General features: G+C 33.8%; 9 protein-coding genes, 1 tRNA gene and 1 pseudogene. 5 read left to right on the top strand and 6 right to left on the bottom strand.

The genetic code is table 11. The features are described from left to right. Nucleotides 1-261: 261 nt before the first annotated feature. The 6 genes and pseudogenes from ACIQ1E_RS13575 to ACIQ1E_RS13550 form a co-directional block, all read right to left on the bottom strand. A tRNA-Tyr gene (locus tag ACIQ1E_RS13575) sits at nucleotides 262-342 on the bottom strand. A gap of 160 nt (nucleotides 343-502) precedes the next feature. Then, a pseudogene (locus ACIQ1E_RS13570) lies at nucleotides 503-889 on the bottom strand (peroxiredoxin family protein); the annotation flags it as partial. A gap of 18 nt (nucleotides 890-907) precedes the next feature. Beyond that, nucleotides 908-1,675, bottom strand: a complete 768-nt coding sequence (locus tag ACIQ1E_RS13565) for a DUF4369 domain-containing protein (protein ID WP_396171853.1) — start codon at nucleotides 1,673-1,675, stop codon at nucleotides 908-910. 187 nt (nucleotides 1,676-1,862) lie between these two features. Then, the gene (locus ACIQ1E_RS13560; RefSeq protein WP_396171851.1) at nucleotides 1,863-2,099 is read right to left on the bottom strand and encodes a hypothetical protein; all 237 of its coding nucleotides are present in this window, start codon (nucleotides 2,097-2,099) and stop codon (nucleotides 1,863-1,865) included. A gap of 137 nt (nucleotides 2,100-2,236) precedes the next feature. Continuing rightward, on the bottom strand, nucleotides 2,237-2,677 hold the full coding sequence (locus ACIQ1E_RS13555) for a KTSC domain-containing protein (RefSeq protein ID WP_396171849.1): 441 nt from the start codon (nucleotides 2,675-2,677) through the stop codon (nucleotides 2,237-2,239). Between the two features lie 174 nt (nucleotides 2,678-2,851). Continuing rightward, nucleotides 2,852-3,100, bottom strand: coding sequence for a hypothetical protein (locus ACIQ1E_RS13550; protein WP_396171848.1), 249 nt, complete (start codon nucleotides 3,098-3,100; stop codon nucleotides 2,852-2,854). Between the two features lie 91 nt (nucleotides 3,101-3,191). On the opposite strand from ACIQ1E_RS13550, the gene ACIQ1E_RS13545 reads away from it, so the two are divergent. Genes ACIQ1E_RS13545 through ACIQ1E_RS13525 form a run of 5 tightly spaced genes read left to right on the top strand, consistent with a single transcriptional unit; the run spans nucleotide 3,192 to nucleotide 5,297 of the window. Further along, nucleotides 3,192-3,734 carry a hypothetical protein gene (locus ACIQ1E_RS13545; RefSeq protein WP_396171846.1) on the top strand — a complete coding sequence of 181 codons (543 nt, stop codon included), beginning with the start codon at nucleotides 3,192-3,194 and terminating at the stop codon, nucleotides 3,732-3,734. Beyond that, complete coding sequence (locus tag ACIQ1E_RS13540) at nucleotides 3,734-3,883, top strand: hypothetical protein (RefSeq protein WP_396171845.1); 150 nt, start codon at nucleotides 3,734-3,736, stop codon at nucleotides 3,881-3,883. The genes ACIQ1E_RS13545 and ACIQ1E_RS13540 overlap by 1 nt, the downstream gene beginning before the upstream one ends. A gap of 6 nt (nucleotides 3,884-3,889) precedes the next feature. Then, complete coding sequence (locus ACIQ1E_RS13535) at nucleotides 3,890-4,114, top strand: hypothetical protein (protein WP_396171844.1); 225 nt, start codon at nucleotides 3,890-3,892, stop codon at nucleotides 4,112-4,114. After that, the gene (locus tag ACIQ1E_RS13530; RefSeq protein ID WP_396171842.1) at nucleotides 4,107-4,490 is read left to right on the top strand and encodes a YchJ family protein; all 384 of its coding nucleotides are present in this window, start codon (nucleotides 4,107-4,109) and stop codon (nucleotides 4,488-4,490) included. Before ACIQ1E_RS13535 ends, ACIQ1E_RS13530 begins: the two co-directional genes overlap by 8 nt. A gap of 18 nt (nucleotides 4,491-4,508) precedes the next feature. Beyond that, the gene (locus tag ACIQ1E_RS13525; RefSeq protein ID WP_396171841.1) at nucleotides 4,509-5,297 is read left to right on the top strand and encodes an META domain-containing protein; all 789 of its coding nucleotides are present in this window, start codon (nucleotides 4,509-4,511) and stop codon (nucleotides 5,295-5,297) included. Nucleotides 5,298-5,659: the final 362 nt, after the last annotated feature.

Here is a 5,659-nt window from a genome sequence, read left to right as displayed (position 1 = left end):
AACTTGGCGTTTTTCTTTATGTCTCTATTTATTCGTGGGGAGAGCAGGATTGACTTCGTCTTTCCTGCAAAGCTACGCTTTGAAAATAGATCCAACAAAAAAACGCTCAAGTGAACTTGGCGTTTTTCTTTATGTCTCTATTTATTCGTGGGGAGAGCAGGATTGACTTCGTCTTTCCTGCAAAGCTACGCTTTGAAAATAGATCCAACAAAAAAACGCTCAAGTGAACTTGGCGTTATTCTTTATGTCTCTATTTATTCGTGGGGAGAGCAGGATTCGAACCTGCGAAGTTCACACAGCAGATTTACAGTCTGCCCTCGTTGGCCGCTTGAGTATCTCCCCAAAAGCTTATTTGTCGTAAGCGGTTGCAAATATAGCAACAGTTTTTAGGTTTCCAAATTATATTGGCACTTAATTTCGTATTAGTTTTTAATCGGTTGAAATTGAATAAAATAAAAAAATCTCCGCAAGGGAGATTTTTTTATTATTTTTATTTTTCAGCTTATTCAGATAAAAGGGCTGCTATTTTTGCTCTCAACTCTGCTCCAACTAGATTTTTTGCAATCACCTTGCCAGAGGCATCAAGTACAAAAGGAGCAGGAATAGATTCCACTTGATATTGCTTTGCAATGGGTTCATCCCAATACTGAAGATGCGAAACCTGTGTCCAAGTCAAATGATCTTTAGCAATAGCCTCTTTCCATTTTTTTGCATCTTTGTCCAGCGAAACACCTATGATATTTAGTCCTTTCGAATGAAATTCTTTATAGAGTGCTACCATATTTGGATTCTCAGCTCTACACGGTCCACACCAAGAAGCCCAAAAATCGACAATGGTAACTTTTCCTAAAGATTCCTTAAGACTAACTAGTTTTCCTTCTGGATTAGGAGCCGAAAAATCGGATCTTCATTTGCTGCTTCCTACCGGAGCTTGAGCTGCTGGAGCGGCACCCGCACTTACCGAAGGAGTCTTAGTTTCTTTGATTTTTGCTAAAATCGCTTTACCAGGTTTTGTGTTTTTCAACGACTCGTCAAGGCCTTCAAACAATTTTTCTGTTTTTTTGATATCCACAGAAGGATCACCAAGCATACCTTGTACAATTAATACAGTAATAAAAGATTTTGGGTGAGTTTCAGAATAAGTAGTATATGCTTTTTTAGAAGCAGCATTGCTAACTTCCTGAAGTTTCCCGTATTCTTTCATCAATTTATTGATGGTTGCAGTGTCATTCGCTTGTTGAGCTTGAGTCATTGCAGGAGTATTTTTCTTTTGAAAATCCATTACGTCTTTTTGAATTTTCATCAAATCTTCATTAAACTTTACAAATTCATCATTGCTATAAGTTCCAGATACTTTAGATTTGTTGATGCTGTCTTTGTTGATTTCGATGCTAATATCTCCATTTTCAAGGATGAATGGGAATTTCCCTTCAATACCTTCTACAGTTAACATATGGAATGAAGGCTCAGTTGCTTTTCCAGTGATTTCAAATTTTTCGTTTTCAACTTTTACAGTATCAACAGGAATCAAACCCATACCTGCAGCATCTGCAGTTTCCATAATTATGGTTTTTCCGTTTGCAATTCCTTTTGCAGTTCCAGAAATAGTGTACTCGGTTTTGCTACAAGAGATTAAAAACACTGTAGCGGATAAAAATAAAATTATTTTTTTCATTAGGATTAAGTTAAATGATTTAAGTGTGCAAAAGTATTTAAATTATTAAAATATCAATAATTTTATCACTTAAATTTTTGTTATAATTAACATTTATTAATTATAAAACAAGAACTGCTATTAATGGAGTTCATTTTGGGGGTATTGTAAGAGTAATTCTTTGACCTGTAGAGGTAATTTTCGCTATTTAATTTAAAATCGAATTATTTGATTCACATTCCTGAATATTGTATTCAGCGTGCTCAATTTCGTTCATAGTAATTTTAATGTCCAAATTGATTGATCTAAGTTCTTTGTGCCAAAAAGCATTCGACTCATCAAATTTAAGTTTTTGATAAATTTCTTCTCTTTGTTTTTCGAGTATGTCAAGTGCAGCTTGGGCTTTACTGCGTTGCGATTTATATAATGTGCAAGGATCTTCCATAGTTATGCCATCAAATAATTATTATTTTGCTAACTTACTTAAAATAAATATTCTAAACAATTCTAATGTTAATTTTTCGATAGAAAACACAAAAACACCCCTAAAAGGAGTGTTTTTATTATAGAGCGTAGAAAAATTTAATCTTGATTGATCGTTTTTCTCCAAGTAAATGCGTTCAAAATATGTCTTTTTGCAAATCTTCCAGGAGAATCAGCGTTTACCATCTTAACATAAGTAGCTTTTGGCACACTGATGTATTCGTAAACACTTCCATTTGAAAAATTGATAATTAACCTTCCTTCAACAAATTTATAATCTGTAATGGTTGAAGTTGAAATTGTTTCAGTATATTCTGGAAGGTTCGCTTTAATAGTTTCTGGGTTGATGCTAACTAAAAAATGATACGCTTCAATAATTTTTTTACTGTTTTCTTCAGCAGCTTTTAAACCCGCTTCATCCCCTTGAAATTTATCAGGATGTGCGTCTTTCATCGCGTTGCGATAAATTGTTTTTAAATCTTTTAAATCTACAGTTTTGTCTACATTTAGTAGCTTTCGATATTCAACTATTTTTTTCATAAAAATGTAACTACTTGTCTTTTAATGCGAAACCCGTTTTTTTGGTTTTCAATATTGACAATTTTTTGCAAAGGTACACTTTTTTTTAACTTTCCAATTTTAGAGTATTAAAAAAACTAAAAAACAGGAAATTGAGGCAAGGAAAAGTACTAGAAAAAGAGGCTTATTTTGAACCTATTGTTGAGGCTTATTATTTGCCTTATCAAAGTTTTTCGACTTTTTTGGATACTTATTGTAGCTGATGTCACTTGGGTTTTCGATCACCGATTTTATGGTAATCAAGTCACCAAGTTTATGGTTGGTCATCACCATTTTGTAATCTAATAGGTAGGCTCCGCAAAAAAAGTTATTGTTTTCGTCTTGTTCTATTATTCCGGTATAAACTCCTTTTTGAAGCATTTTTTCTTGTGAAGACTTAGTCATAACTTGTTTAATTTTGATAAATATTGCTTGCAAAGTTAATCAATTATTCATTGACTTGGCTAGTTGCCGCGTTTCTGTTTATCTTTGTCGGATGGAGCCCATATTTCGACCTAGTCCTAATTCTTTCAAAAATACCTTCTGTGTGTTTCACGAAGTCTTGCCCGAGAAAATCGAAGGATTACAAATTCAATACAATAGTAAATCGGGTAGTAAGTACTTTTATACCAAAGAAGGAATGTATCGATTGTCGGACCATTGGGGAAGATTGGCCAATAGCAAATGGCGATTGGAACCGATGGAACCTGAATCAAATTCTAAAACCAAAATAGGTTTTGCTGCTTGGAGCGAATTTTATCCTGATAATGCAGAGGAGGAATTGTATTATTTGGAAGTCGATTATGATAAAAACAAAGTGAATTACCAACATAAAAACAATCCTAATTTCAATTCGAGGCCCATTCTCAGGACAAGTTTTGAAACAACTAAAAAAATCAAACAAATCAGGAATTTATTTGCATTGACTTCTTGGGCAAAATATTACGATTACGATGATATTGATGTTTTAAGAAAGCAAATAATTGATCAACTTATATTTACAACAAAGACTTTAGACGAAATAAAAAGAGCACTATAATGGGAAGAAATAACGAAAGGAACATCAAAATTCACAACGATAAGTTGCACAAAGAGCAAGATAAGGTAAAGGCTGCCAAAGCCTTGCGTAAGGAGAAATTGAAATTAATTGTCAAAAAATTCAATGAAGATAAAGACGATAGAAAATAACTAATTATGGAAAAAAGTCAATTCGAAGAACTAAAAAATGGAGTGCAGGAAATTATCGATTTAATTGCTGCCAAAGACCATAAATCAGCCAACAATAAACTAACAGATATCAGCGAAAAACTGGATGATTTCTTAGATCATACCGATGAAGATGAAGATTTAATCGAAATCAGTAAATACCAAGTTTTATTGAATCAGCTGTTTCAAAAGATAAACCCCGAAGATGAGTAATGCTGTTCGTTGCTATTGTGGTTCAGGTATTTTATTTCAGGACTGTTGTCAAAAATACATCAGTGGAAATCAAAAAGCGCCAACCGCTTTGGCTTTGATGAAATCCAGATATTCCGCTTATGCCACGCATCAAGCAGACTATTTATTAGAAACAACCCATATTTCTCAAAGACACTATTATTCGAAGGCAGATATTTTGAATTGGGCTACAGCCAATGAATGGCAAAAACTAGAAATTATTGCTGCTACCGAAAATACGGTCGAATTTATGGCCTACTTTTTGGATGATAAAAAACAAAGCCAAATTCATCACGAGCATTCTACTTTCAAAAAAGAAGATGGATGTTGGTATTATGTAGATGGAAAGTTTGAATAGATTTTAAATGAAAAAGGTATGAAAAAGGGGATTCAATTCTTGGTAATTATTGCAATGACTATAAGTTGCAAAAGCAGTCTAACAGCTCAGAAGGAAAGTAGTAAAACGGAAGTAACTCCTGCGTACAAGGAACAAATGGAAGATTTAGAGAACGGAATTTATTTTCGAGCCCTGGGCAACAAACCCGAATGGAGTTTTAAAATAGCCGAAGAATTTATCGAATTTACTTCCCTGAAACCCGGTTTTGAAAGTTTCAAAAGTGTTCACGTTGAACCCATTCGAGCGATGGATGCCAATGTAAAAATGTACCGTGTGGCCACAGAATCGGGGACGATGAACATCCAAATCAGTCATCAAGACTGCGTAAACACAATGTCTGGCGAAAATAATCCTTATGCAGTGCGTATTGAAATGACAAAGAATCTGACTTCATTCACTTTCAGCGGTTGTGGCAAGTACATCACCGATGCGCGCTTGCATGACATTTGGGTATTAGAAAAACTCAATGGTGTTGTGGTAAGTCCAGCCGATTTTAGGAAAGAATTACCCAACCTCGAAATCAACAGTTCGACCAATAATTTTATGGGTTATGCGGGTTGCAACAGAATGAACGGTACCATTTTCTGCGAAAGAGGATTGCTTCGGTTTACCAATACCATCACCACTCGTATGGCTTGTCCAGGGAATAATAAAGAAAGTGAATTTCTAAAAGCTTTGCAAGGCACAACTTCTTATAAAATTGAAAATATGAGATTAACCCTGAGTAATCCGTCAGGCGATAAGTTGGTGTTCAAAAAAGTGGATTAATTTTTTTTGAACTGGAAATATTGTGGAGTTTCTTTTTTAAACCATTAAAATTAACAGTACTACAAATCTTAATTTTCTTAATCCACTTAATGGTTTTAATATTTTGTTTTTCATACAAATACCAGTAGAACTATTTTTTTTGAATTTCGTTTGTTTTGCTAATGACTTTATTCCTAAAGGTCTTTTAACTAAAAATTAATATCTGTTTGCCCTTGCTTCTTTTTAAAATAATGTAAGTAACTAATCAGTCTCAAATATAGGGATTTTATTTCATGTCAAAATGACGTGAAATAAAATTCGAATTCATGCCACATAGTCATTGGATTTATTAGGTGAATCTTTTTATATTTTGTACTTTCATG

Origin of the sequence: Flavobacterium sp., assembly GCF_044348915.1 — a bacterium.
GTDB lineage: Bacteria > Bacteroidota > Bacteroidia > Flavobacteriales > Flavobacteriaceae > Flavobacterium.
Note: the sequence above shows the minus strand (reverse complement) of the source record. Positions and strands in the feature narration are given on the sequence as shown.